The following is a 24,814-nucleotide window of genomic DNA, read 5'->3' on the forward strand; positions in this document are numbered from 1 at the left end:
CGGACAGTCGAGACCATGACGGACCTCTCCCAGCACACCCCGATGATGCAGCAATACTGGAAGCTGAAGAACCAGCACCCGGACCAGCTGATGTTCTACCGCATGGGGGATTTCTACGAGATCTTCTACGAAGACGCGAAGAAAGCCGCGAAACTGCTGGATATCACCCTCACCGCCCGCGGCCAGTCCGCCGGCCAGTCGATCCCCATGTGCGGCATCCCCTTCCATTCGCTGGAAGGCTACCTGGCCAAGCTGGTCAAGCTCGGCGAGTCGGTGGTGATCTGCGAGCAGATCGGCGACCCGGCCACCAGCAAGGGCCCGGTGGAACGCCAGGTGGTACGCATCATCACCCCCGGCACCATCAGCGACGAGGCCCTGCTCGACGAGCACCGCGACAACCTGCTGGCCGCCGTGCTCGGCGACGAGCGCCTGTTCGGCCTGGCCGTGCTGGATATCACCAGCGGCCGCTTCAGCGTGCAGGAGATCCAAGGCTGGGAAAATCTGCTGGCCGAGCTGGAACGCTTGAACCCCGCCGAGCTGCTGATCCCCGACGATTGGCCGCAGGGCCTGCCGGCGGAAAAGCGCAAGGGCTCGCGCCGCCGCGCGCCCTGGGACTTCGAGCGCGACACGGCGTTCAAGAGCCTGTGCCAGCAGTTCGGCACCCAGGACCTGAAAGGCTTCGGCTGCGAGAACCTGACCCTGGCCGTCGGCGCCGCCGGCTGCCTGCTGGCCTACGCCAAGGAAACCCAGCGCACCGCCCTGCCCCACCTGCGCAGCCTGCGTCACGAGCGCCTGGACGACACGGTGATCCTCGACGGCGCCAGCCGGCGCAACCTGGAGCTGGACGTCAACCTCGCTGGCGGCCGCGACAACACCCTGCAGTCGGTCATGGACCGCTGCCAGACCGCCATGGCCAGCCGCCTGCTGGGGCGCTGGCTGAACCGCCCGCTGCGTGATCGCGCGGTACTGGAGGCACGCCAGGACGCCATTGCCTGCCTGCTCGACGGTTACCGCTTCGAAACGCTGCAACCGCAGCTCAAGGAGATCGGCGACCTGGAGCGCATCCTCGCCCGTATCGGCCTGCGCAACGCCCGTCCACGCGATCTGGCGCGCCTGCGCGACGCCCTGGCAGCGCTACCCGAACTGCAGCAGGCGATGACCGACCTGGACACCCCGCACCTGCAGCAGCTGGCCTTGAGCATCGCCACCTACCCGGAACTGGCCGATCTGCTGGCCCGCGCCATCATCGACAACCCGCCGGCGGTGATCCGCGACGGCGGCGTGCTGAAGACCGGCTTTGACGCCGAGCTGGACGAGCTGCAGGCGATGAGCGAGAACGCCGGCCAGTTCCTCATGGACCTGGAAGCGCGCGAGAAAGCCCGCACTGGCCTGGCCAACCTCAAGGTCGGCTACAACCGCGTGCACGGCTACTTCATCGAGCTGCCGACCAAGCAGGCCGAATCGGCACCGGCCGACTATATTCGCCGACAGACGCTCAAGGGCGCCGAGCGTTTCATCACTCCGGAGCTCAAGGAGTTCGAGGACAAGGCGCTGTCGGCCAAGAGCCGCGCCCTGGCCCGCGAAAAGATGCTCTACGACGAACTGCTGGAGCACCTCATCGGCCACCTGGCGCCGCTGCTCGGCAGCGCCGCGGCGTTGGCCGAACTGGACGTACTGAGCAACCTGGCCGAACGCGCGCTGAATCTCGACCTCAATCGCCCGCGCTTCGTCGAGGAGCCCTGCATGCGCATCGACCAGGGTCGTCACCCGGTGGTCGAGCAGGTGCTGACCACGCCCTTCGTGGCCAACGACCTGAACCTCGACGACAGCCGTCGCATGCTGATCATCACCGGGCCGAACATGGGCGGTAAGTCCACCTACATGCGCCAGACCGCGCTGATCGTGCTGCTGGCCCATATCGGCAGCTTCGTCCCGGCGGCGGCCTGCGAGCTGTCGCTGGTCGACCGCATCTTCACCCGTATCGGTTCCTCGGACGACCTGGCCGGCGGCCGCTCCACCTTCATGGTGGAAATGAGCGAGACCGCCAACATCCTGCACAACGCCAGCGAGCGCAGCCTGGTGCTGATGGACGAAGTCGGCCGCGGCACCAGCACCTTCGACGGCCTGTCGCTGGCCTGGTCGGCGGCCGAGCACCTGGCGCGGCTGCGTGCCTTCACCCTGTTCGCCACCCACTACTTCGAGCTGACCGTGCTGCCGGAAAGCGAGCCGGTGGTGGCCAACGTGCACCTCTCGGCCACCGAGCACAACGAACGCATCGTCTTCCTCCACCACGTCCAGCCCGGACCCGCCAGCCAGAGCTACGGCCTGGCGGTGGCGCAACTGGCCGGCGTGCCCGGCACGGTGATCGCCCGCGCGCGCGAGCACCTGGCGCGACTGGAAACCACCAGCCTGCCGCACGATCTGCCGCGCCAGGAGCCCGGCAAAGCGCAGGCGCCGATGCAGAGCGACCTGTTCGCCAGCGTGCCGCACCCGCTGCTGGAGGAATTGCACAAGATCAATCCGGATGATCTGAGCCCGCGCAAGGCGCTGGAGCTGTTATACATATGGAAGACACGCATCTAAGAACCTGCCTACGATCTGCTGCGCGTCGGCCCTGCCGCGTTAAAAACAGGCTCGGACTGCTCATTTACAACTCGTAAACTCCGCGTCCTCGCCTGTTTTAGCCTTGCATGGCTCTAGCTCGCGAGATCGTAAACAGGTTCTAACGCAGCCGCGCGCAAGCTGCTAGAATCGCGCGCAATTTTACGACTTGCCCGGTTTACAGCCTGAGCCGCGGCCACTGAACAGAGCGCCTGGCAGCCCTTCGCAGAAAGAGCCCAGGCCGCCGCCCGAGGAGAGAATCAGACATGACCTTCGTCGTTACCGACAACTGCATCAAGTGCAAATACACCGACTGCGTGGAAGTCTGCCCGGTGGATTGCTTTTACGAAGGCCCGAACTTCCTGGTGATCCACCCGGACGAGTGCATCGACTGCGCCCTGTGCGAGCCCGAGTGCCCGGCCCAGGCGATCTTCTCCGAAGACGAGGTGCCGGAGGACATGCAGGAATTTATCGAGCTGAACGCTGACCTGGCCGAAGTCTGGCCGAACATCACCGAGAAGAAGGACGCCCTGGCGGACGCCGAGGAATGGGATGGCGTGAAGGACAAACTGCAGCACCTGGAGCGCTAAGCGCCAGGCTGAAAACACCAAGACCCGCCAAGTGCGGGTCTTCTGTTTTTCAGAGATAAAAAAAGGGGCGGCTTGCGCCGCCCACTCTTTTGTCCCTAGTCCCTTTGTTTCCCAACCCATCGTCCTGATGAATCGCTTCTTGCGATGTTCCCGATCATCGTCCTGATGACCCGTGCTTGTCCCTGAGCACGAGAGTGATATTAGTCGCTGCAGCAGCCCTCACAACCCCGGCCCGGGGCACGACGGAGCACGCCACAGCCTTTCATCCGCAAGGATAAATCATTAAAAAACAACAACTTAATAAAAATAGAAAGGCATAACGGCGAGAAGCTCGCGACCTTTCCGCACAAAGGCTGACAGCATCTGTAAGCGATGGCTTACATGACCAGGCAGAAAAAACCCGGCCGCAGCCGGGTTCTTGATGAGCGCGATGCCTTACTGGAACAGGGCGTCGCTGGACAGGCCATTCTTCTCGAGGATTTCGCGCAGACGCTTGAGCGCCTCGACCTGGATCTGCCGCACCCGCTCGCGGGTCAGGCCGATCTCCTGGCCCACTTCCTCCAGCGTGCAGCTCTCGTGGCCACGCAGGCCGAACCGGCGCACCACCACTTCACGCTGCTTGTCGGTCAGGTCCGACAGCCACTGATCGATGCTCTGCGACAGGTCGTCGTCCTGCAACAGCTCGCAGGGGTCGGTCGGCCGGTCGTCGGTCAGGGTATCGAGCAGGGTTTTGTCCGAGTCCGGACCGAGCGAGACGTCCACCGAGGACACCCGCTCGTTGAGGCCGAGCATGCGCTTGACCTCGCCTACCGGTTTTTCCAGCAGGTTGGCAATTTCTTCCGCAGAGGGCTCGTGGTCGAGCTTCTGGGTCAGTTCGCGAGCCGCACGCAGGTAGACGTTGAGCTCCTTGACCACATGAATCGGCAAACGGATGGTGCGCGTCTGGTTCATGATGGCCCGTTCGATGGTCTGGCGGATCCACCAGGTCGCATAGGTCGAGAAACGGAACCCCCGCTCCGGATCGAATTTTTCCACCGCGCGGATCAACCCCAGGTTGCCCTCCTCGATCAGATCGAGCAGCGACAGGCCGCGATTGACGTAACGCCGAGCAATCTTCACCACCAGGCGCAGGTTGCTCTCGATCATGCGCTTGCGCCCGGCCGGATCGCCCTTCTGCGCCAGGCGCGCGAAGTGCACTTCCTCTTCGGGAGTAAGCAGGGGGGAGAAGCCGATTTCGTTGAGGTAAAGCTGAGTGGCGTCGAGCGCCCGGGTGTAATCGATGTACTTGTGCTGCTTGGAGGGGGTGGCGTGCTTGGTCTTGGCACGTGCGGCCGGCGTTTCCGCCTCGTCGCTCTGAACCTCGCCCAAAACGATGCCCGGCTCCATCAGGAGCAGTTCATCGTCGACGTCAAACTCCGGCGCTTCTTTTTTGATGAGAGCCATTGTTGTTGTCCCTAGCTGAGTTCGACAACAGACTCTGGCGGAACCATCCTGGCCACACCCGAGCCCGTCCCTCCTACGTGATGGGCCGAGCCGGCTGGCGGATCAACGACGTGGCAGATATTGCAGCGGATCGACAGGTTTACCTTGGCGGCGAATCTCGAAATGCAGCTTCACCCGGTCGGCCCCTGTGGACCCCATCTCGGCAATGTTTTGCCCGGCCTTGACCTGCTGCCCCTCCCGTACCAACAACCTGCGGTTATGACCGTAAGCACTTACGTAGGTATCGCTGTGCTTGATGATGATCAACTCGCCGTAGCCCCGCAAACCACTCCCGGCGTACACCACTGAACCATCAGACGCAGCTAAAACAGGCTGTCCTAATTCCCCGGCGATATCAATGCCTTTATTCAAACTGCCGTTTGAGGAGAAACGCCCGATCACCGTACCCTGCGCGGGCCAGGCCCAACCGCTGGCGGAACGGGTCACCGGGGTGACCGGCGTGGTCGCCGGTGCGGCTTTGACCGGTACCGGCTTGCTCGCCTGCGGAACCGGGGCAGCAACCACCGGCGGGCGGCTCGGCGCCGGCTGGCTGACCAGCGGCGCGGTCGCCCGCGGCGACGTCGCGGCCACCGGCTGGGCTGGCGTGGTGCGATTGTCGAAACGTATGACCTGGCCGACGCGAATCAGATAGGGATCGCGCAGGCCATTATGGGCGGCCAGCGCCTTCCAATCCCAGCCGAAGCGAAAGGCGATGGAATACAGCGTGTCGCCACGCTGCACCACGTAGTGGCCGCTACGTACCGGCTGGCGCTGCACCAGCGGGGCGTTGCCCTGATGCTGCCCGCGCTCGACCACCTGCACGCCGCCCGGCGGCGGACTGGCGCAACCGGCCAGCGCACTGGCGGCGAGCAAAGCGAAGGGCAGGCGAAGGCCGGCGGCTCTGCGAATTAGCGCGTGAACGGCGGTGCGACTCACCATCTGCTCCCTGAACGATCCCGAATACGGCGGCTATTGTGCCGGATTTATTTGGCGCAACCAGTATCTCTTGGCTGACGCCCGGCCAACCATTCCAGCCCCAGCACCAGGACGATGCCGGCCAGCGCCAGCACCAGGGCCAGCAACAGCTGCGGGTCCTGACCGCTGAGTTCGGCGAAATGGCCCGGCAGCAGGTTGTTCTGCAGCAGCGGTATCTGCTCGCCCTTGCTGTCGACGCGCCAGCTCAGGGTTTCCTTCCATGGCCAGACCTTGTTCAGCGAACCGAGCATCAACCCGGTGAGAAAGGCCAGGCTGAGGTCGCGCCAGCGCGCCAGCAACCAGCTGAGCAAGCGGGCGAAGCTGAGAATGCCGACCAGGCAGCCGCCGGCGAACACCGCCAGCACGCCGATCTCCAGGTCCTTCACCGCCCCCAGCACCACCGGATACAGGCCCAGCAGCAGCAGGATGAAGCTGCCGGAGATACCCGGCAGGATCATCGCGCAGATGGCGATGGCGCCGGCGCAGAACAGGCTCAGCGGGTCGCTGCCCCACTGCACCGGCGCAGCCACGGTGATCCAGTAGGCGAAGGCCAGACCGAGCAGAAAGCTCAGCGCCCGGCTCCAGTTCCAGCGATGAATGTCGCGACCGACCATATAGGCCGAGACCAGGATCAGGCCGAAGAAGAACGACCAGACCGGGATCGGCTGATGCTCCAGCAGGTAGGTGATCAACCGCGCGAAGCTCAGCACGCTGGTCAGGATGCCGCCGAGCAGCACCAGCAGAAAGGTCGCGTTGGCCATGCGCCAGGCGTCCTTGATCCGTCCGCGCAGCAGCAGCAGCAAGGCGGCCTCGGGGACGCTGGCGATGGAGCGCAGCAGTTCGTCGTAGATGCCGCTGATAAAGGCGATGGTGCCGCCGGAGACGCCTGGCACCACGTCGGCAGCGCCCATGGCCATGCCCTTGGCGTAGAGCAGAAAATGTTTCTTCATGGATCCTTCCAGGATGGTGCAGCGGTCAGGCCAGCGGCCCGTTGAGTAGCGGCACGAAGCGCACCGCGTCCAGCACGTGGCGGGAGAAGCCGTTTTCCTCGCGCACGATCAGCAGCAGCTGCTGCACGTCGCCGGCGCCCACCGGAATCACCAGGCGCCCGCCGGGCGCCAGCTGATCGAGCAGCGCCTGCGGCACTTCCGCGGCGGCGGCGGTGACGATGATGCCGTTGTACGGACCCAGGGCATTCCAGCCCTCCCAGCCATCGCCCCAGCGAAAGACCACGTTGCGCAGGCTGAGTTCGGCCAGGCGCTCCTTGGCCCGATCCTGCAGCACCTGGATGCGTTCGACCGAGAACACCCGCTCCACCAGCTGCGCCAGCACGGCGGTCTGGTAACCGGAACCGGTGCCGATCTCCAGCACCTTGTCCAGCGGCCCGGCGGCCAGCAGCAGCTCGGTCATGCGCCCGACCATATAGGGCTGGGAGATGGTCTGGTTGTGCCCGATGGGCAGCGCGGTGTCCTCGTAGGCGCGGTGCGCCAGCGCCTCGTCGACGAACAGGTGGCGCGGCGTGCGGCGGATCACCTCGAGCACCCGCGGGTTGCTCAACCCCTCGTCGTAGAGGCGCTGAATCAGGCGCTCGCGGGTACGCTGGGAAGTCATGCCGATCCCGCGGCGGTGCATATCGTCCTGCCCGCGCATCAGCAGATGCCCTCCAGCCAGCCGTGCATGCTGTCGAAGGCCTCGGCGAAGGTACGGTCGAGCTGCAGCGGGGTGATCGACACATAGCCCTGCATCACCGCATGGAAATCGGTGCCCGGACCGCCGTCCTCGGCATCGCCGGCCACCGAGATCCAGTAGCCCTCCTTGCCGCGCGGGTTGACCACCTTGACCGGCGCCGCGGCGCGAGCACGGTGGCCCAGGCGGGTCAGCTGGACGCCGCGGATATGCTCCAGCGGCAGGTTGGGCACGTTGACGTTGAGCACGGTGCGCGGCGGCAGGTCGAGGCGCTCATGGGCCTCGACCAGCTTGCGGGCGAAATAGGCGGCGGTCGGCAGGTTGTCGGCCTGACGCGACAGCAGCGAGAAGGCGAACGCCGGCTTGGCCAGGAAGCGCCCCTCCAGCGCAGCGGCGACGGTGCCGGAATAGAGCACGTCGTCGCCCAGGTTAGCGCCCAGGTTGATGCCCGAGACGACCATCTCCGGCACCTGCTCAAGCAGACCGTTGAGGCCCAGGTGCACGCAGTCGGTGGGCGTGCCGTTGAGGCTGATATAACCGTTGGGCAACGCCGTCGGGTGCAGCGGACGGTCGAGGGTCAGTGCGCTGCTGGCGCCGCTCTTGTCCTCGGCGGGTGCGATCACCACGCACTCGGCATAGTCGGCCAGCGCCTGGTGCAACGCGGCGATCCCGGGTGCGTTCACCCCGTCGTCGTTGGAAATCAGAATTCGCATGGAGTATCCGTCTGCCCTGCTGGCACCAGATCGACGAGTTCGCGCACCACGACGGTGGCGAAACACCCGGCCGGCAGGACGAATGCAAGTTGCAGAATATCGGGCTCCGGATAATGCCACGTCAGGCCGCCGATGGGGAGGCGCAGAATGCGCCGTTCGTGCGCCATGCCCGCCTTTGCCAGCCACTCGAGCAGCGCCGGCTCGTCCGCGCCGACGCCCTGTTCGACGAGCTGCACCGCGTCCGCCGTGGGCAGTGCGCCCTCGCCCCACAGCGGGCCGGTGGGGTGCAGGTCGAGAAGCGCCAGGCGTGGGTCGGAGGTCTCCGCCGCGCCGGCCATAAAGAAACTGCGGCTGCCGGTGAAGGCCAGCAGGTCGCCGACCCGCGCCTGGTTCCAGCTGCCGGCGGCGACCCGCTCGGCCAGCACGCGGTTGAACAGGTAGCTGCGCGCCGCCGACAGCAGGCGCGAGCGCAGGTTGCGCTGCACCGGCAGTTCCTGGCGCGTCGCATACTGCCTGGCCTCCTCGACATTGCCGCCGGCGAAGCCGAAGCGCTGTAGGCCGAAGTAGTTGGGCACCCCTTGCGCGGCGATGCGCTGCAGGCGCTGCTGCAGCGCCTCGCGGTCGGCCTCCAGGGCGGTCAGGCGCAGGGTGAAGCCGTTGGCGGCATGGGCGCCGCGCTGCAGCTTGCGGTTGTGTCGTTCACGCTTGAGGATGGCCAGGGCCGGACTCTCGGCCGCGGCCAGATCGGGATCGGCCTTGCCCGGCAGGTGCAGGCTGAACCACTGCCGGGTCAGCGCCTGGCGATCCTTGAGCCCGGCGTAGCTGACCGCCTTGAGCGGCAGGCCGGCGGCGCGGGCGATGCGCCGGGCGGCGTCCTCGGTGTTCAGGCCGCGTTTTTCCACCCACAGCCAGAGGTGCTCGCCCTGGCCGGTGAGCGGGATATCCAGCACCTCGTCGACCTGAAAGTCCTCGGCCGAGGCCTTGAGCACGGCGCGCCCGCAAGGCTCACCATGGGCGCGCGGGCCCAGCAGCTGCGCTTCGTTCATGCCTTGACCAGCAGCGCCACGGCATGCACCGCGATGCCTTCCTCGCGACCGGCGAAGCCGAGCTTCTCGGTGGTGGTGGCCTTGACGTTGACCTGGTCCAGCTCCACGCCGAGGTCTTCGGCGATGCGCTCGCGCATGCTCTGGAGATGCGGCGCCATCTTCGGCGCCTGGGCGACGATGGTGGCGTCGACGTTGCCCACCGCATAGCCCTTGGCCCGCACCAGCCCCATCACATGGCGCAGCAGCACGCGGCTGTCGGCGCCCTTGAAGGTGGGATCGGTGTCGGGGAAGTGCTTGCCGATATCGCCCAGGGCCACGGCGCCGAGCAGCGCATCGGCGAGCGCATGCAGCAGCACGTCGCCGTCGGAATGGGCGATCAGCCCGAACTTGTGGGGAATGCGTACGCCGCCGAGGGTGATGAAATCGCCCTCGCCGAAGCGGTGTACGTCGTAGCCATGGCCGATACGCATAAAGAACAACGCCCTGAAAAAGTCAGGGCGTGATTCTACATGCACGGGCGGCTGTAGGGTGCGCCGTGCGCACCGGGAGCCCAGGATTGCCTTGGTGCGCGCAGCGCACCCTAGGCGAGTGCTGCCGCGTGATGGCGCAGATGATCGTCGATAAAACTGGCGATGAAGTAGTAGCTGTGGTCGTAACCCGGCTGCAGGCGCAGGGTCAGCGGATGGCCGGCCGCCTTGGCCGCCGCCTGCAGCGCCTGCGGCTTGAGCTGGGTTTCGAGGAAATCGTCGCGGTCGCCCTGATCGACCAGGATCGGCAGCTTCTCACTGGCCTCGGCAATCAGCACGCTGGCGTCCCATTCGCGCCAGCGCGAGCGATCCTCGCCCAGATAGAGGGACAACGCCTTCTCGCCCCAGGGGCAGTTCATCGGGTTGGCGATCGGCGCGAAGGCCGACACCGAGCGATAACGCCCGGGGTTCTTCAGCGCGCAGATCAAGGCGCCGTGGCCGCCCATGGAATGACCGGCGATGCCGCGCTGGTCCGTCACCGGAAAATTGGCCTCGACCAGCGCCGGCAGCTCCTGCACCACGTAGTCGTACATGCGGTAGTGCCGCGCCCAGGGTTCGGCGGTGGCGTTGAGGTAGAAGCCGGCGCCGAGACCGAAGTCGTAGGCGCCGTTCGCATCGTCCGGCACGCCCTCGCCGCGCGGGCTGGTGTCCGGCGCGACCAGGATCAGCCCCAGTTCGGCCGCCAGCCTGTGCGCGCCGGCCTTCTGCATGAAGTTCTCGTCGGTGCAGGTCAGCCCGCTGAGCCAGTACAGCACCGGCAGGCGGGCGCCCTGCTCGGCCTGCGGCGGCAGGTAGACGGCGAACTGCATGTCGCAGCCGAGCACCTCGGACCGGTGCCGGTAGCGCTTGTGCCAGCCGCCGAAGCTCTTGTTGCTGGAAACGATTTCGAGGGTCATGAGCCGCTCCGTAGGGTGCGCCATGCGCACCAGTGGTTTGCGGTGCGCACGGCGCACCCTACGAACTGCGCGTTTGCAGCTATCAGAAATGAATAACGGTACGAATGCTCTTGCCTTCGTGCATCAGGTCGAAGGCCTGGTTGATCTCGTCCAGCGGCAGGTTGTGGGTGATAAAGGTGTCCAGCGGAATCTCGCCCTTCTGCGCCTTTTCCACGTAGCCGGGCAGCTCGGTACGGCCCTTGACCCCGCCGAAGGCGCTGCCGCGCCAGACCCGCCCGGTAACCAGCTGGAACGGCCGGGTGCTGATCTCGGCACCGGCCGGCGCCACGCCGATGATGGTCGACTCGCCCCAGCCCTTGTGGCAGCACTCCAGCGCCGCGCGCATCAGCTGCACATTGCCGATGCACTCGAAGCTGTAGTCCACGCCACCGTCGGTCATCTCGACTATGACCTCCTGGATCGGCTTGCTGTGATCCTTCGGATTGACGAAGTCGGTGATGCCCAGCTCGCGCGCCACGGCCTCCTTGGCCGGGTTGATATCGATGCCGATGATGCGCGAAGCCTTGGCCATCTTGGCGCCGATGATGGCCGCCAGGCCGATGCCGCCCAGGCCGAAGATGGCCACGCTGGAACCCTCGGTGACCTTGGCGGTGTTGAGCACCGCGCCGATACCGGTGGTCACACCGCAGCCGAGCAGGCAGACCTTCTCCAGCGGCGCCTGCTTGGGAATCTTGGCCAGGGAGACTTCCGGCAGCACGGTGTACTCGGAGAAGGTCGAGCAGCCCATGTAGTGGTAGATCGGCTCGCCGTTGTAGGAGAAGCGGCTGGTGCCGTCGGGCATCAGGCCCTTGCCCTGGGTAGCGCGCACCGAGCTGCACAGGTTGGTCTTGTTGGATTTGCAGAACTTGCACTCGCCGCATTCGGCGGTATACAGCGGAATCACGTGATCGCCGACCGCCAGCGAGGTGACGCCCTCGCCCACCGCCTCGACGATGCCGCCGCCTTCGTGACCGAGGATGCAGGGAAACACGCCTTCGCTGTCCTGGCCGGACAGGGTGTAGGCGTCGGTGTGGCAGACGCCGGTGGCGACGATGCGCACCAGCACCTCGCCGGCCTGAGGCGGCGCCACGTCCACCTCGACGATCTGCAGCGGCTGATTCGGGGCGAAGGCGACGGCGGCGCGGGACTTGATCATCTGGGCTCTCCTGAGCGTGTTGAGCGATGGCCAGCAGTCTAGTCCAGGGCCATCCGGAAATAATTGGCGATCAGGCAAAACATTATTGCTATCCAGGGATAATCCAGGTCTTCTTCTGCAACAGAGACATAGCCCGGCTGCAATCCGGGAACTACCGCACCAGGCATTCCCGGATTGCATCCGGGCTACACGAGAAGGAGAACCCATGAACCGCTGGGAAGGGCTGGACGAATTCGTCGCCGTGGCCGAGTGCGGCCAGTTCAGCGCCGCCGCCGAGCGCCTGGGCCTGTCCACCTCGCAGGTCAGCCGCCAGGTCGCGCGCCTGGAGGAGCGCCTGCAGAGCCGCCTGTTCTACCGCAGCACCCGGCGCGTAGCGCTGACCGAAGCCGGGCAGACCTTCCTGCAGCACTGCCAGCGCCTGCAGGACGCGCGCGAGGAGGCCCTGCGCGCGGTCAGCGACCTGGCCGCCGAGCCCAAGGGACTGCTGCGCATGACCTGCGCGGTGGCCTACGGCGAGCGCTTCATCGTGCCGCTGGTCAACGACTTCATGGCCCTCCATCCGCAGCTGCGGGTGGAGATCGAGCTGTCCAACCGCCAGCTCGACCTGCTCCACGAGGGCCTGGACCTGGCCATCCGTCTCGGCCGCCTGCAGGACTCGCGGCTGGTGGCCACGCGCCTGGCGCCGCGGCGGATGTACCTGTGCGCGGCGCCCGCCTACCTGCAGCACTACGGCCGGCCGCACTCGCTGTCGGAACTGGTGCGGCACAACTGCCTGGTGGGCAGCAGCGAGCACTGGAGCTTCGTCGACGGCGGGCGGGAAACCCAGGTTCGCGTGCAGGGCAACTGGCGCTGCAACAGCGGCCAGGCGGTGCTCGACGCCGCGCTGCGCGGCTTCGGCCTGTGCCAGCTGCCGGACTATTACGTGCTCGAACACCTGAGCAGCGGCGCACTGGTGTCTCTGCTGCAGCAGCACCAGCCGCCGAACACCGCGGTCTGGGCGCTGTACCCGCAGCAGCGTCACCTGTCGCCCAAGGTCCGCCAGCTGGTCGATCACCTCAAGCAGGGGCTGAGCGAACGCGCCGAATATCGCGCGCAACAGAATGTCACAGCGCAGGAGGGAACCCCACGCGACGGGCACGGCCAGAGTAACTGACGCCCAGTGGCCGTTGAAAAACTTAGGCGACGACTGCAGCAATGCAGGAAGCCAAAGCCGAGGAAGTTTTTCCGCAACCTACTCGCGTCTCACTGCAACCGGAGGACAGCGCTATGCAAGTCATGGTCAACAGCGACAACCATATCCACGGTTCCGCCGCCCTGGCGGACAAGGTACGTGGCCGGGTGGAACTCAAGCTCAAGCGCTTCGAGGATCACCTGACCCGGGTCGAGCTGCACTTCAACGACGAGAACAGCCACAAGGGCGGCGGGCTGGACAAGCGCTGCCAGGCCGAAGCGCGACTCAAGGGCCGCGACCCGGTATCGGTGAGCCATAACGCCGACAGCCTGGAGCAGGCGCTGGACGGCGCCATCGACAAACTCGGCACGGTGCTGGAACGCAATATCGAGAAACAGCGCCTGAGCTGAGACGCGGCGCTACCGGTTGCGCTCGGCCCAGGCCTGCCGCAACCACTGCAGATCCTCGGGGCGGGTGATCTTCAGGTTATCCGCCCGCCCCTCCACCAGGCGCGGCGCCTGCCCGGCCCATTCCAGCGCCGAGGCCTCGTCGGTGATCTGCGCGCCCGCCGCCAGCGCACCGGCCAGGGCGCCACGCAACGCCGCCAGACGGAACATCTGCGGCGTATAGGCCTGCCAGATCAGGCTGCGGTCCAGGGTTTCCAGCACCCGGCCATCGGCGCCGACACGCTTGAGGGTGTCGCGCGCCGGCACCGCCAGCAGGCCGCCGACTGGATCCTCGGTCAGGGTGTTCAGCAGGCGGTCGAGATCTTCCCGCGCCAGATTGGGCCGCGCCGCATCGTGCACCAACACCCAGTCGTCCGCCCCGGCGCCGCCGGCCAGCAGCAGATCGAGGCCGGCCAGCACCGAGTCGGCGCGCTCGCGCCCGCCCGCGGCGCGGCGCACCCGTGGATCGCCGGCCACGGCCAGTTGCGCCCAGTAGGGATCGTCCGCGGCCAGACAGACCACGGCGCCGAGCAGGCCGGGGTGGTCGAGGAAGCAGTGCAGGCTATGTTCGAGAATGCAGCGCCCGGCCACCTGCAGGTACTGCTTGGGACGGTCGGCGGCCATCCGCGCGCCGACGCCGGCGGCCGGGATCACCAGCCAGAAATTCGTGGTCATTCGGTTAGCAGGTAGAGGGTCTCGCCCTCTTTGAGCATGCCCAGTTCCTGCCGCGCGCGCTCTTCCACGGTTTCCATGCCGCGCTTGAGCTCCATCACCTCGGCCTCGAGGATGCGGTTGCGCTCCAGCAGGCGTTCGTTCTCGCCCTGCTGCTCGGCGATCTGCTGCTGCAGGCGACTGACCTGGGCCAGGCTGCCCTCGCCGATCCACAGGCGATACTGCAGACCGGCCAGCAACAGGATCAGCACGATGAACAGCCAATACGGACTACGCATGGAGCGGCTCGCAGATTGAGTCATCGGCATGGTAGGGGCTGCGTGCATGCTTGAAAAGAAGCCGACTGATGAGTGACATGGGGTTTCGGTACCTGCATCCGTGCATTGGTTCCAAGAGATCGACGAAGCGTCCACGAAAAAGGCCATGCCCGCAATGACGCAGCCGTTGTAGGAGCGGCTTCAGCCGCGAAAATTCGCGGATAAATCCGCTCCTACAGCATGCAGCGCCGACGCCGGGATAACCACGAAAAAGGGCGACTTGCGTCGCCCTTTTCTACCACGCAGTGCTTAGCCGCGGAACTCGGCACGGCCCTTATAGGGAGCCTTGCCACCCAGCTGCTCTTCGATGCGCAGCAGCTGGTTGTACTTGGACACGCGGTCGGAGCGGCACAGCGAACCGGTCTTGATCTGACCGGCGGCAGTACCCACGGCCAGGTCGGCGATGGTGCTGTCCTCGGTTTCGCCGCTGCGGTGCGAGATCACCGCGGTGAAGCCGGCGGCCTTGGCCATCTGGATGGCTTCCAGGGTCTCGGTCAGCGAGCCGATCTGGTTGAACTTGATCAGGATCGAGTTGCCGATCTTCTCGTCGATACCGCGCTTGAGGATCTTGGTATTGGTGACGAACAAGTCGTCGCCGACCAACTGCACCTTGGCGCCGATCTTGTCGGTCAGCACTTTCCAGCTGGCCCAGTCGGACTCGTCCATGCCGTCTTCGATGGAGATGATCGGGTAGCGCTGGGTCAGGCCGGCCAGGTAATCGGCGAAACCTTCACCGCTGAATACCTTGCCTTCGCCGGCCAGGTCGTACTGACCGTCCTTGTAGAACTCGCTGGAGGCGCAGTCCAGGGCCAGGGTGACGTCCTCGCCCAGCTTGTAGCCGGCATTGGCCACGGCTTCGGCGATGGCGGCCAGGGCGTCTTCGTTGGAGGCCAGGTTCGGCGCGAAGCCGCCTTCGTCGCCCACGGCGGTGTTCAGGCCACGGGCCTTCAGTACGGCCTTGAGGTGATGGAAGATCTCGGTACCCATGCGCAGGGCATCGGAGAAGGTCTTGGCGCCGACCGGCTGGACCATGAACTCCTGGATGTCGACGTTGTTATCGGCGTGCTCGCCGCCGTTGATGATGTTCATCATCGGCACCGGCATGGAGTAGACGCCCGGGGTGCCGTTGAGGTCGGCGATGTGCGCGTACAGCGGCACGCCCTTGGCCTGGGCGGCGGCCTTGGCGGCAGCCAGGGACACGGCGAGGATGGCGTTGGCGCCCAGCTTGGCCTTGTTCTCGGTGCCGTCGAGTTCGATCATCGCGCGGTCCAGGGCCTGCTGATCGGTAGCGTCCTTGCCCAGCAGCAGCTCGCGGATCGGGCCGTTGATGTTGGCGACGGCCTTGAGCACGCCCTTACCCAGATAACGGCTCTTGTCGCCGTCACGCAGCTCCAGCGCTTCGCGCGAGCCGGTGGAGGCACCGGACGGCGCGCAGGCGCTGCCTTTGATGCCGCCTTCCAGAATTACATCGGCTTCCACGGTGGGGTTGCCGCGGGAGTCGAGAACCTCACGACCCTTGATGTCGACGATCTTTGCCATTGTTGTTTGCACTCCAAGGTTTGACGATAAGACTGCAGCAGCGGGCTGCGCGGGGCCGCCGTCGCCCCGAGGGGCGGGCCGGCGACACAGTCTGACTCACGGGTCAGGGGGATCTTTTCTGGGGCGGCACTTTACCGGATTGCGTGCGGTTCAGGCAGTCTCGATCGGCGGAAAACTCTTGATCAGGTCGTCGAGCTGCTTGAGCTGGGCGAGGAAGGGTTCCAGCTTGTCCAGGCGCAAGGCGCAGGGGCCGTCGCACTTGGCGTTTTCCGGATCCGGATGGGCTTCGAGGAACAGGCCTGCCAGGCCCTGGCTCATGCCGGCCTTGGCCAGGTCGGTGACCTGGGCGCGGCGGCCGCCGGCGGAATCAGCGCGACCGCCCGGCATCTGCAGGGCGTGGGTCACGTCGAAGAACACCGGGTAGTCGAACTGCTTCATGATGCCGAAGCCGAGCATGTCCACCACCAGGTTGTTGTAACCGAAGGAAGAGCCGCGCTCGCAGAGGATCAGCTGATCGTTGCCGGCCTCCTCGCACTTGCGCAGGATGTGCTTCATCTCCTGCGGGGCGAGGAATTGCGCCTTCTTGATGTTGATCACCGCGCCGGTCTTGGCCATGGCCACCACCAGGTCGGTCTGCCGCGAGAGGAAGGCCGGCAGCTGGATGATGTCGCACACCGCGGCCACCGGGGCCGCCTGGTGCGGCTCGTGAACGTCGGTGATCACCGGCACGCCGAAGGTCTGCTTCACTTCCTCGAAGATCTTCATGCCCTCTTCCAGGCCCGGGCCGCGGAAGGAGGTGACGGAGGAACGGTTGGCCTTGTCGAAGCTGGCCTTGAACACGTAGGGGATGCCGAGTTTCTCGGTCACCCGCACGTACTCCTCGCAGGCCTGCATGGCCAGGTCGCGCGACTCGAGCACGTTGATGCCGCCGAACAGCACGAAGGGCTTGTCGTTGGCGATCTCGATGTTGCCGACCTTGATGATCTTCTGCGCCATGCCTTAGGCCTTCTTCGCTTGCTGCGCCAGCGCGGCGTTGACGAAACCGCTGAACAGCGGATGACCGTCACGCGGCGTGGAGGTGAATTCCGGGTGGAACTGGCAGGCGACGAACCACGGATGATCCGGCGCCTCGACCACTTCGACCAGGGCGCCGTCGCCGGAGCGGCCGGTGACTTTCAGACCAGCCTCGGTCAGCTGCGGCAGCAGGTTGTTGTTCACCTCGTAACGGTGACGGTGGCGCTCGACGATGACGTCCTTGCCGTAGCAGTCGTGCACCTTGGAGCCGGCCTGCAGCTGGCAGTCCTGCGCGCCCAGGCGCATGGTGCCGCCCAGGTCGGAGCTCTCGCTGCGCTGTTCGACGCTGCCTGCGGCGTCCTGCCACTCGGTGATCAGGCCGACCACCGGATGCTGGCTGGCCAGGTCGAACTCGGTGGAGTTGGCATCGCTCCAGCCCACCACATTGCGTGCGTATTCGATCACTGCCACCTGCATGCCGAGGCAGATGCCCAGGTAGGGAATCTTGTTCTCGCGCGCGTACTGCACGGTCTTGATCTTGCCTTCCACGCCACGCAGACCGAAGCCGCCCGGTACCAGGATGGCATCGACGCCCTCGAGCAGCGCGGTGCCCTGATTCTCGATGTCTTCGGAGTCGATATAGCGCAGGTTGACCTTGGTGCGGTTCTGGATGCCGGCGTGGCTCATCGCCTCGATCAGCGACTTGTACGCATCGAGCAGCTCCATGTACTTGCCGACCATGGCGATGGTGACTTCCTGTTCCGGGTTGAGCTTGGCATCGACCACGCGATCCCACTCGGACAGGTCGGCGCCGCCGCACTCCAGGCCGAAACGCTCGACGACGAAGTCGTCCAGACCCTGGGCATGCAGCACGCCCGGAATCTTGTAGATGGTGTCGACGTCTTCCAGGCTGATCACCGCACGTTCTTCGACGTTGGTGAACAGGGCGATCTTGCGCCGCGAGGACACGTCGATCGGGTGGTCGGAACGGCATACCAGCACGTCCGGCTGCAGGCCGATGGAGCGCAGCTCCTTGACCGAGTGCTGGGTCGGCTTGGTCTTGGTCTCGCCGGCGGTGGCGATATACGGCACCAGGGTCAGGTGCATCAGCATGGCGCGCTTGGCGCCCACTTCCACGCGCAGCTGGCGAATGGCTTCGAGGAACGGCTGCGACTCGATGTCGCCGACGGTGCCGCCGATTTCCACCAGGGCCACGTCGGCATCGCCGGCGCCCTTGATGATGCGCCGCTTGATCTCGTCGGTGATGTGCGGAATGACCTGGATGGTCGCACCCAGGTAGTCACCACGGCGCTCCTTGCGCAGCACGTCTTCGTACACGCGACCGGTGGTGAAGTTGTTGCTCTTGGTCATGGTGGTGCGGATGAACCGCTCGTAGTGACCCAGGTCGAGGTCGGTCTCGGCGCCGTCGTGGGTGACGAACACCTCGCCGTGCTGGAACGGGCTCATGGTGCCCGGATCGACGTTGATGTAAGGGTCCAGCTTGAGCATGGTGACCTTCAGGCCCCGCGCCTCCAGGATGGCCGCCAGTGAAGCCGAGGCGATGCCTTTCCCCAAAGAAGAAACAACACCACCCGTGACGAAGATGTAGCGCGTCATGAAAAACCCTAGAAGTCTGCGTTTAAGCGGTCAGTGCCGCCGGGGAAAGCGAAGGAGCGCCATCGGTAGCAACAATGGCAAGCCCGCCAAGCACCCTGAGGGAGTCGGCAAAAGCTGTAGTAAGACGGGAGCGTAGTCTACCGGAAAGGCCTTACCAGCTCAAACCTTGATCACCGATCGGCGGCGACCAGCGCAAGCGCAGATCGCCCTGCCCCGGACGCGGCGCCTGCGCCAAATTGGCCACCGCTACCAGCTCGTCGCCGTCGAACAGCAAGGGCAGCCGCAGGCGCACGAACGCCGGCACGCGCAGCTCGTTGAGCAGGCGCTTGAGGTCGCGCCGGCCTCGTCCCGGCAGCTGCAGCGACTCGCCGCCGCGGCGATAGCGCAGGTGCCAACGCCCCGCCGGCAGCTCGCCGATAACTTGCACAGCGCCGTTGCCGGGCAAGGCGATGGCCCCTTGCGCCGCACCGCAAGGCAGATCGACAACCGTGAGTGGCTGCAACCAGTCGCCGCTGAGCCACCACAGCCGCCCATCTGCCCTATGCAACTCGCCATCGGCCAGTTTCCAGATCGGCGTGGCAGCCACGCCGGCGTCACGCAGGTCATACCAGCCGGCCCAGTGATCGCTGTCCGGCAGGCGGGTCAGTGGCGCCAGCCAATGACGCAGCAGATTGCGCTGACGCGCCTCGTTCAGCCCGGCCACCGCCTGCACGTCCAGCGACGGCAGCGCCAGCCAGGACAACGGCGCCTGGCCCCGCGCGGCGAGCAGATCCAGCTCGGCCAACTCGCCCAGCAGCTGCTGCGCCTCGCCCAGATGGGCGGCGCTGCGTGCCAGGCTGGCGGCCGCCTGCGGCCAACGCTCGGCGAGCAACGGCAGCACACGGCGGCGCAGGAAATTGCGACTGAAGCGCTCGTCGGCATTGCTCGGGTCTTCCACCCAGCTCAGGCCATGGGCCTCGGCATAGGCCTGCAGCTCGGCACGCGGAACGTCCAGCAGCGGCCGAACCAGAGTGCCGCGACCCAGCGGCCGGCTTGCCGGCATGGCCGCCAGGCCGCGCACGCCGGCGCCGCGCAGCAGGCGAAACAGCAAGGTCTCGGCCTGATCGTCGCGATGCTGGGCACCGAGCAGCACCTCGCCCAGCCCCAGGCGTTCGGCGAAGGCGGCGTAGCGCGCCTGGCGCGCCGCCTGCTCCAGGCTGGCCCCCGGCGCAACCTGCACCGCAACGATTTCCAGGGGAATATCCAGCTGCGCGCAGATGCGCGCGCAATGCTCGGGCCAGGCCTCGGCCGCCGGCTGCAGGCCGTGGTGGACATGGATGGCGGCCAGCGGCGGCAGCGCCTCGCGCCGGGCGAGACCGGCCAGCAGGTGCAGCAGCACGCTGGAGTCGAGGCCGCCGGAGAAGGCGATACGCCAGGCCGGCGCCTGCCGCCAGGGCTGCAACGCGGCGCGCAGACGGAGATCGAGAGCAGTCATCGGCCAAGCTTAAACAACAACGGGCCCGAAGGCCCGTTGAGATGTGCGCAGAACGAGCTCAGGCGATGCCGTAGCTCATCAGGCGATCGTAACGACGCTTGAGCAGGGCGTCGGTGTCGTGCTGCTGCAGACTGGCCAGTTGTTTGGTCAGCTCCTGGCGGATCGACTCGGATGCCGCAGCCGGGTCGCGGTGGGCGCCGCCCAGCGGCTCGGCGATCACCTGATCGACGATGCCCAGATCCTTCAGGCGCTCGGCGGTGATACCCATGGCCTCGGCGGCATCCGGCGCCTTCTCGGCGGTACGCCAGAGAATCGAGGCGCAGCCTTCCGGCGAGATCACCGAGTAGGTGGAGTACTGCAGCATGTTCAGCTGGTCGCAGACGCCGATGGCCAGCGCACCGCCGGAACCGCCCTCGCCGATCACGGTGGCGATGATCGGGGTCTTCAGCCGCGCCATCACCCGCAGGTTCCAGGCGATGGCCTCGCTCTGCCCGCGTTCCTCGGCATCGATACCCGGGTAGGCACCGGGGGTGTCGATAAAGGTGAGGATCGGCATCTTGAAGCGCTCGGCCATTTCCATCAGGCGGCAGGCCTTGCGGTAGCCCTCCGGACGCGGCATGCCGAAGTTGCGGCGCACCTTCTCGCGCACTTCGCGGCCCTTCTGGTGACCGATGACCATCACCGGCTGCTCGCCGAGGCGGGCTACGCCACCGACTATGGCGGCGTCGTCGGAGAAGTGGCGGTCGCCGTGCAGCTCGTCGAACTCGGTGAAGATGTGCTGGATGTAGTCCAGGGTGTAGGGGCGGCGCGGATGGCGCGCCAGCTGGGCGATCTGCCAGCTGGAGAGGTTGCCGAAGATGCTTTCGGTCAGCGCGCTGCTCTTGTCCTGCAGGCGGGCAATCTCGTCGCCGATGTTCAGCGCGTTGTCGTTACCGACCAGGCGTAGCTCTTCGATCTTGGCTTGCAGGTCGGCGATCGGCTGTTCGAAATCGAGAAAATTCGGGTTCATAGTCATCCGTCTTGCGTCGACGGCCAAGTGGCCGGGGAGCTGTATCCATAAGGGAACCGCTTAAAAACGTAGGCGAGGCAGCCGATGCAAGGCAAAAACAGGCGAAGAACGGTCGGAGTCGCGCTCGACTTTACGAGCTGTAAATGAGCATTCTGAGCCTGTTTTTAACGCAGCAGCGGCAACGCAGGTAGTTTTTCAGCGGTTTTCTAGGCGCCCTACCTTAAGGGATAGGCCGCAACGGGTCGACACCTGTAGGTGTCGATGCCAATGCAAAGGGGTATTTCCCCTCTCGCGTCAGCGGTAGTGCAAAAAGACGTTGTCGCGCCCGAACTGGTCACGCAATGCCTGAATCAATGTGTCGGCCGGGTCGATACGCCAGGCGTCGCCAAACTGAAGCAAGGCGCGTGCCTCCTCGCTGCTGTAGTCCAGGGTCACCGGACAGGCGCCCTTGTGCTTGCTGCACAACTCGGCCAGCCAGCGCAGTCGATCACCCTTCAATGCCTCACTGGCGACCTTCACCCGCAGGCTGTCAGCGAGACCAGTACGCGCCTCTTCCAGGCTCATCACGCGCTTGGCGCGCAGACGCAGACCACCGGAGAAGTCGTCGTTGCTGACTTCGCCCTCGACCACCACCAGCGCATCGTTCTGCAACAGCGCCTGGTTGCTGGCGAAGGCATCGGCGAACAAGGACGCCTCGATGCGTCCGGAGCGGTCGTCGAGGGTGATGAAGCCCATCTTGTCGCCCTTCTTGTTCTTCATCACCCGCAGGTTGACGATCATCCCGGCGATGGTCTGGGTGTCGCGTGCCGGCTTCAGCTCGACGATGCGCTGGCGGGCGAAGCGGCGGATCTCGCCTTCGTACTCGTCGATGGGGTGACCGGACAGGTAGATGCCCAGGGTGTCCTTCTCGCCTTTCAGGCGCTCCTTGATCGGCAGCTCGCGGGCCTTGCGGTGGTTGGCGTAGACGTCCGCCTCGGGCTCGGCGAACAGGCCGCCGAACAGGTCCATATGGCCGCTCTCGGCGCTGCGCGCGGTCTGCTCGGCGGACTGCACGGCCTCCTCCATCGAGGCCAGCAGCACGGCGCGGTTCTTGTCCACGCTGGCCTGGTAAGCCTTGAGCTCGTCCTGGTAGTAGGGGCCGAGGCGATCCAGCGCGCCGCTGCGGATCAGCGCTTCCAGGGTGCGCTTGTTGATGCGCTTGAGGTCGACGCGGTTGCAGAAGTCGAACAGGTCCTTGAATGGCCCACCCTCGGCGCGGCATTCGACGATGGCCTCCACCGGCCCCTCGCCCACGCCCTTGACCGCGCCCAGACCGTAGACGATACGGCCGTCGTCGTTGACGGTGAACTTGAACTCGGAGACGTTGACGTCCGGCGGATCGATGCGCAACTTCATGTTGCGGCACTCTTCCACCAGGATCACCACCTTGTCGGTGTTGTGCATATCCGCCGACAGCACCGCGGCCATGAACGGCGCCGGGTAATGCGCCTTGAGCCAGGCGGTCTGGTAGGAGACCAGGCCGTAGGCGGCCGAGTGCGACTTGTTGAAGCCATAACCGGCGAACTTTTCCACCAGGTCGAAGATATTGCCGGCCAGATCCGCCGAGATGTTATTGCCCGCGCAACCTTCGATAAAGCCGCCGCGCTGCTTGGCCATCTCCTCGGGCTTCTTCTTGCCCATGGCGCGGCGCAGCATGTCCGCACCGCCGAGGGTGTAGCCGGCCATCACCTGGGCGATCTGCATCACCTGTTCCTGGTACAGGATGACGCCATAGGTAGGCTTGAGCACCGGCTCCAGGCCGGCGTACTGGTAGTCCGGGTGCGGGTAGGACAGCTCGGCGCGGCCGTGCTTGCGGTTGATGAAGTCGTCCACCATGCCCGACTGCAGCGGCCCGGGGCGGAACAGCGCCACCAGGGCGATCATGTCTTCCAGGCAGTCGGGCTTGAGCTTCTTGATCAGCTCCTTCATGCCGCGCGATTCGAGCTGGAAGACCGCGGTGGTCTCCGCCTTCTGCAGCATGTCGTAGGTCTTCTTGTCATCCAGCGGGATGAAGTCGATATTGACCAGCTCCTCGTCCGCGGCGCCGTCGCGCTTCTGGATGCGGTGGATGGTCTCCATCGCCCACTTGATGATGGTCAGGGTGCGCAGGCCGAGGAAGTCGAACTTGACCAGGCCGGCCTGCTCGACGTCGTCCTTGTCGAACTGGGTCACCAGGCCGCCGCCCTCCTCGTCGCAGGCGATCGGCGAGAAGTCGGTGAGCTTGGTCGGCGCGATCACCACACCGCCGGCGTGCTTGCCGGTGCCGCGCACCACGCCTTCGAGCTTGAGCGACATGTCCCAGATTTCCCGGGCGTCCTCGTCGTTCTTGAGGAAGTCGCGCAGCGGTTCCTCCATCTCGTAGGCCTTCTCCAGGGTCATGCCCACTTCGAAGGGAATCATCTTCGACAGACGGTCGGCCAGGCCGTAGGACTTGCCCTGGGCGCGTGCCACGTCGCGCACCACCGCCTTGGCCGCCATCGAGCCGAAGGTGATGATCTGGCTCACCGCGTTGCGCCCGTACTTGTCGGCCACGTAGTCGATCACCCGGTCGCGACCGTCCATGCAGAAGTCGACGTCGAAGTCGGGCATCGATACCCGCTCGGGGTTGAGGAAACGCTCGAACAGCAGGTCGTAGGCCAACGGGTCGAGATCGGTGATCTTCAGCACGTAGGCCACCAGCGAACCCGCACCCGAGCCCCGGCCCGGGCCGACCGGCACGCCGTTGCTCTTGGCCCACTGGATGAAGTCCATCACGATCAGGAAGTAACCGGGGAAGCCCATCTGGATGATGATATCCAGCTCGAAATTGAGGCGGTCGATATAGACCTGCTTCTTCGCCTGGTAGTCGGGCGTGTCCGGCGGCAGCAACACGGTCAGGCGCTCTTCCAGGCCCTCGAAGGAGGCGTGGCGCAGGTAGTCGTCGATGCCCATGCCGTTGGGCGTGGGGAAGTCGGGGAGGAAGTACTTGCCCAGCTGCACCTCGATATTGCAGCGCTTGGCGATCTCGACCGTGTTCTCCAGCGCCTCGGGCAGGTCGGCGAACAGCTCGCACATTTCCGCCGGGGTTTTCAGGTACTGCTGGTCGGAATAGTTGCGCGGCCGGCGCGGGTCGTCCAGCGAGCGCCCCTCGCCGATGCACACGCGGGTCTCGTGGGCCTCGAAGTCGTCCTGCTTGATGAAGCGCACGTCGTTGGTCGCCACCAGCGGCGCCTCGACGCGGTCGGCCAGGGCCACCGCGGCGTGCAGGTACTCCTCGTCGCCGACCCGGCTGGTGCGCTGCACCTCCAGGTAGAAACGCTCCGGAAACACCGCCATCCATTCGCGCAGGCGCGCTTCGGCGGTGGCCTCGTCGCCGGCCAGCAGGGCCTGGCCCACTTCGCCCTCGCGCGCGCCGGACAGGGCGATCAGGCCCTCGGCGGCGTCCTTGACCCAGTCGCGCTGGATGATCACCAGGTCGTTGCTCTGCCCTTCGGCCCAGCCGCGCGAGACCAGCTCGGTGAGGTTGCGATAGCCCTTGGCGTTCATCGCCAGCAGGGTCAGGCGCGACAGCGGGCCATCCTCGTCGGCGCTGGCCAGCCAGATGTCGGCGCCGCAGATCGGCTTGATGCCGGCGCCCATGGCGGTCTTGTAGAACTTCACCAGCGCGCACATGTTGCTCATGTCGGTGACCGCCACCGCCGGCATGCCGGCCCCGGCCACCGCCTTGATCAGCGGTTTGACCCGCACCAGGCCGTCGACCAGGGAGTATTCGGTGTGCAGACGCAGGTGGACGAACGCTTGAGTCATGGGCGGCCTTGCAGGTGAA

At 65.8% G+C, this 24,814-nt stretch carries 21 protein-coding genes; 4 read left to right on the top strand and 17 right to left on the bottom strand.

Annotated features, from left to right (window positions below; genetic code table 11):
- Nucleotides 1-15 precede the first annotated feature (15 nt).
- Both mutS and fdxA read left to right on the top strand, forming a co-directional pair.
- Nucleotides 16-2,583 carry a DNA mismatch repair protein MutS gene (mutS, locus tag ACIGKL_RS22595; RefSeq protein WP_397488634.1) on the top strand — a complete coding sequence of 856 codons (2,568 nt, stop codon included), beginning with the start codon at nt 16-18 and terminating at the stop codon, nt 2,581-2,583.
- Nucleotides 2,584-2,867: 284 nt separating this feature from the next.
- On the top strand, nt 2,868-3,191 hold the full coding sequence (gene fdxA / locus ACIGKL_RS22600; RefSeq protein ID WP_021441853.1) for a ferredoxin FdxA: 324 nt from the start codon (nt 2,868-2,870) through the stop codon (nt 3,189-3,191).
- 435 nt (nt 3,192-3,626) lie between these two features.
- Here fdxA and rpoS read toward each other — a convergent pair whose 3' ends face one another.
- From rpoS to ACIGKL_RS22645, 9 genes are all read right to left on the bottom strand, one after another.
- Entirely contained in the window at nt 3,627-4,634 is a 1,008-nt protein-coding gene (rpoS, locus tag ACIGKL_RS22605) for an RNA polymerase sigma factor RpoS (RefSeq protein WP_397488635.1), read from the bottom strand.
- 102 nt (nt 4,635-4,736) lie between these two features.
- Nucleotides 4,737-5,609 (bottom strand): peptidoglycan DD-metalloendopeptidase family protein, encoded by an 873-nt coding sequence (locus ACIGKL_RS22610; protein ID WP_397488636.1) that lies wholly within the window; start codon nt 5,607-5,609, stop codon nt 4,737-4,739.
- A gap of 47 nt (nt 5,610-5,656) precedes the next feature.
- Nucleotides 5,657-6,598: a DUF368 domain-containing protein gene (locus ACIGKL_RS22615; protein WP_397488637.1), complete on the bottom strand. Its 942-nt coding sequence runs from the start codon at nt 6,596-6,598 to the stop codon at nt 5,657-5,659.
- Nucleotides 6,599-6,623: 25 nt separating this feature from the next.
- Complete coding sequence (locus tag ACIGKL_RS22620; RefSeq protein ID WP_177342884.1) at nt 6,624-7,259, bottom strand: protein-L-isoaspartate(D-aspartate) O-methyltransferase; 636 nt, start codon at nt 7,257-7,259, stop codon at nt 6,624-6,626.
- Nucleotides 7,260-7,297: 38 nt separating this feature from the next.
- Nucleotides 7,298-8,047: a 5'/3'-nucleotidase SurE gene (surE, locus tag ACIGKL_RS22625; RefSeq protein ID WP_397488638.1), complete on the bottom strand. Its 750-nt coding sequence runs from the start codon at nt 8,045-8,047 to the stop codon at nt 7,298-7,300.
- The gene (truD, locus tag ACIGKL_RS22630; protein ID WP_397488639.1) at nt 8,035-9,093 is read right to left on the bottom strand and encodes a tRNA pseudouridine(13) synthase TruD; all 1,059 of its coding nucleotides are present in this window, start codon (nt 9,091-9,093) and stop codon (nt 8,035-8,037) included. The genes surE and truD overlap by 13 nt, the downstream gene beginning before the upstream one ends.
- Nucleotides 9,090-9,563: a 2-C-methyl-D-erythritol 2,4-cyclodiphosphate synthase gene (gene ispF, locus ACIGKL_RS22635; protein ID WP_397488640.1), complete on the bottom strand. Its 474-nt coding sequence runs from the start codon at nt 9,561-9,563 to the stop codon at nt 9,090-9,092. Before ispF ends, truD begins: the two co-directional genes overlap by 4 nt.
- A gap of 110 nt (nt 9,564-9,673) precedes the next feature.
- A complete protein-coding gene (fghA, locus tag ACIGKL_RS22640; RefSeq protein ID WP_397488641.1) occupies nt 9,674-10,516 on the bottom strand; it encodes an S-formylglutathione hydrolase in 843 nt (280 codons plus the stop codon).
- Nucleotides 10,517-10,598: 82 nt separating this feature from the next.
- Entirely contained in the window at nt 10,599-11,711 is a 1,113-nt protein-coding gene (locus ACIGKL_RS22645) for an S-(hydroxymethyl)glutathione dehydrogenase/class III alcohol dehydrogenase (protein ID WP_397488642.1), read from the bottom strand.
- Between the two features lie 205 nt (nt 11,712-11,916).
- Between ACIGKL_RS22645 and ACIGKL_RS22650 the strand changes: the two genes are divergently transcribed.
- Complete coding sequence (locus tag ACIGKL_RS22650) at nt 11,917-12,864, top strand: LysR substrate-binding domain-containing protein (RefSeq protein WP_397488643.1); 948 nt, start codon at nt 11,917-11,919, stop codon at nt 12,862-12,864.
- Between the two features lie 113 nt (nt 12,865-12,977).
- Nucleotides 12,978-13,292 (top strand): HPF/RaiA family ribosome-associated protein, encoded by a 315-nt coding sequence (locus tag ACIGKL_RS22655; RefSeq protein WP_397488644.1) that lies wholly within the window; start codon nt 12,978-12,980, stop codon nt 13,290-13,292.
- Nucleotides 13,293-13,301: 9 nt separating this feature from the next.
- Here ACIGKL_RS22655 and ispD read toward each other — a convergent pair whose 3' ends face one another.
- From ispD to dnaE, 8 genes are all read right to left on the bottom strand, one after another.
- Nucleotides 13,302-14,003 (bottom strand): 2-C-methyl-D-erythritol 4-phosphate cytidylyltransferase, encoded by a 702-nt coding sequence (gene ispD / locus ACIGKL_RS22660; RefSeq protein WP_397488645.1) that lies wholly within the window; start codon nt 14,001-14,003, stop codon nt 13,302-13,304.
- Nucleotides 14,000-14,278: a cell division protein FtsB gene (gene ftsB / locus ACIGKL_RS22665; RefSeq protein WP_122109804.1), complete on the bottom strand. Its 279-nt coding sequence runs from the start codon at nt 14,276-14,278 to the stop codon at nt 14,000-14,002. The genes ispD and ftsB overlap by 4 nt, the downstream gene beginning before the upstream one ends.
- A gap of 288 nt (nt 14,279-14,566) precedes the next feature.
- The gene (gene eno, locus ACIGKL_RS22670) at nt 14,567-15,856 is read right to left on the bottom strand and encodes a phosphopyruvate hydratase (RefSeq protein ID WP_397488646.1); all 1,290 of its coding nucleotides are present in this window, start codon (nt 15,854-15,856) and stop codon (nt 14,567-14,569) included.
- A gap of 150 nt (nt 15,857-16,006) precedes the next feature.
- Nucleotides 16,007-16,852 carry a 3-deoxy-8-phosphooctulonate synthase gene (gene kdsA / locus ACIGKL_RS22675; RefSeq protein WP_397488647.1) on the bottom strand — a complete coding sequence of 282 codons (846 nt, stop codon included), beginning with the start codon at nt 16,850-16,852 and terminating at the stop codon, nt 16,007-16,009.
- A gap of 3 nt (nt 16,853-16,855) precedes the next feature.
- Nucleotides 16,856-18,487 (bottom strand): CTP synthase, encoded by a 1,632-nt coding sequence (locus ACIGKL_RS22680; protein WP_397488648.1) that lies wholly within the window; start codon nt 18,485-18,487, stop codon nt 16,856-16,858.
- A 151-nt stretch (nt 18,488-18,638) separates the two neighbouring features.
- Entirely contained in the window at nt 18,639-19,961 is a 1,323-nt protein-coding gene (tilS, locus tag ACIGKL_RS22685; protein WP_397488649.1) for a tRNA lysidine(34) synthetase TilS, read from the bottom strand.
- 58 nt (nt 19,962-20,019) lie between these two features.
- Nucleotides 20,020-20,970, bottom strand: a complete 951-nt coding sequence (locus tag ACIGKL_RS22690; protein WP_397488650.1) for an acetyl-CoA carboxylase carboxyltransferase subunit alpha — start codon at nt 20,968-20,970, stop codon at nt 20,020-20,022.
- Between the two features lie 294 nt (nt 20,971-21,264).
- A complete protein-coding gene (gene dnaE / locus ACIGKL_RS22695) occupies nt 21,265-24,795 on the bottom strand; it encodes a DNA polymerase III subunit alpha (RefSeq protein ID WP_397488651.1) in 3,531 nt (1,176 codons plus the stop codon).
- Between the last annotated feature and the right edge of the window lie 19 nt (nt 24,796-24,814).

Source organism: Pseudomonas sp. NPDC077186 (assembly GCF_044543505.1).
Classification (GTDB): domain Bacteria; phylum Pseudomonadota; class Gammaproteobacteria; order Pseudomonadales; family Pseudomonadaceae; genus Aquipseudomonas.